The sequence below is a fragment of the Streptosporangium sp. DT93 genome, from assembly GCF_049844535.1.
GTDB lineage: Bacteria > Actinomycetota > Actinomycetes > Streptosporangiales > Streptosporangiaceae > Streptosporangium.
Map to the genome: position 1 here is coordinate 1 of NZ_JBNCLF010000132.1, position 212 is coordinate 212.

Sequence of the window (212 nt, forward strand, 5' to 3'; positions counted from 1 at the left end):
TGTTCGTCGTCGTTGGTGGCGTTGCATCTGGCGGTGCAGGCGTTGCGGTCGGGTGAGTGTGATCTGGCGTTGGCCGGCGGCGTCACGGTCATGGCCACCCTCGACACGTTCCTCGACTTCAGTGCCCAGGGTGGGCTGGCTCCGGACGGGCGGTGTAAGTCGTTCGCGGATGCGGCTGATGGGACGGGTTGGGGTGAGGGTGTGGGGGTGTT

General features: G+C 66.5%; 1 protein-coding gene. It reads left to right on the plus strand.

Features of this window, described 5'->3' with window-relative positions:
* A partial coding sequence (locus tag ACLQ2R_RS39775) for a beta-ketoacyl synthase N-terminal-like domain-containing protein (protein ID WP_425966580.1) occupies positions 1 to 212 on the plus strand: 212 nt, incomplete at both ends.